Source organism: Dyadobacter jejuensis, assembly GCF_003149085.1.
GTDB lineage: Bacteria > Bacteroidota > Bacteroidia > Cytophagales > Spirosomataceae > Dyadobacter > Dyadobacter jejuensis.
Map to the genome: position 1 here is coordinate 1 of NZ_QGDT01000065.1, position 1,299 is coordinate 1,299.

General features: G+C 48.4%; 1 protein-coding gene and 1 pseudogene. One reads left to right on the plus strand and one right to left on the minus strand.

What is annotated here, in order from left to right; all coding sequences use genetic code 11:
- Nucleotides 1-958, plus strand: a 958-nt coding sequence (locus CLV98_RS23265) for a sugar phosphate isomerase/epimerase family protein (RefSeq protein ID WP_229203549.1), incomplete at its 5' end; no start/stop codon positions are given.
- A 65-nt stretch (nucleotides 959-1,023) separates the two neighbouring features.
- On the opposite strand, the pseudogene CLV98_RS23625 reads toward CLV98_RS23265, so the two are convergent.
- A pseudogene (locus CLV98_RS23625) lies at nucleotides 1,024-1,299 on the minus strand (hypothetical protein); the annotation flags it as partial.

The following is a 1,299-nucleotide window of genomic DNA, read 5'->3' on the forward strand; positions in this document are numbered from 1 at the left end:
TGAGGCATCCGGCAACAGGAGAGATTGGCTGAAAAAAACATCTTTAATAGGATCGGCATTGCTTACCAGCTCCCTGACCCATGCGGCTGAGCCGCTTACAAAGCCTACTATTACCAGGCGACTGCCTATCGCCGTTTCAACGTATTCCTACTGGCCCTTGCAAGGAGCCAAATATCCCATCAAAAATGTAATAGAAGATGCGGCTCGCTTGGGTTTTGACGGAGTTGAGATTCTTCACCGCTCCATGGAAGAGGAAACGGTGGCCTACCAGAACAAGCTGAAACGCTTGGCTTTCGACAACGGTATGGCGCTGCCGCTGCTATCCATTCACCAGAACTTCCTGCAACCGGATGTAGCCAAACGAAAGGCCGATATTGAACATACTTTTAAATGTATAAACATGGCTGTACAGATGGGTATTCCGTGTGTTCGCATGAATACAGGCTCTTGGGGGACCGTCAAAAACAAACGGCAGGGTGACTATTACTCCCACGGTATTGAGCCGCCCATCGAAGGCTACTCAGACGAAGACGGCATCAAATGGACGATCGATGGAATGGGTGAATGTCTTCGCTATGCCGAAAAAGCCGGGGTGGTGCTAGCTCTTGAGAATCATTGGGGGCTTTCGTCCAATATAGAATATCTGCTGCGTATGTACATGGCCTTGAAAAGCTCGCCGTCCATGGGACTGAACGTCGACACAGGGAATTTTGTGGGAGAACCTTATGCCGGGCTGGAAAAGCTGGCACCTTATGCAACCATTGTGCAGGCAAAAACCTACTATGGTGGCGGCACTTTCTATGATAAGGCAATGGATTATGAACGGATAGGCAAGATCTTCGAAAAAGCAAATTACAAAGGTTATGTTTCGTTGGAAATGGAAGGTAAAGAAGATCCAAAAACTTCGGTGCCCAAAAGTCTGGAATTGTTGAGAAAGGCTTTTACGTTTGTAGGTTAAAGAGCGATTTTGAGAGGGTGTTGAAGGAGTAGTGGTCAATTTAAGGCTGTTCGCCTAGCAGGGAGCTAAACCTGAATATCCCCATTCCCCGAAGGGATCCGCAACAGGGTGAGGTGATCGTTGTACACTCCATCCCTGCTGCGTTCGATATCGAAGCGATCGGCGTTGACTTCCTCGGCTGTTTGCCAGGTTAATATGGCCATAAGCTCTTCGGAGTCTTTACTGGCCGTGAAGCTGATTAGCGTGACGGGTAAGGGGATACCAGGTTCTCTGAGGATACGATTTCCAGAGTTATCGTAATCATACTTCACCGACTGAGCCATCGATAAGGTGCCCAACAT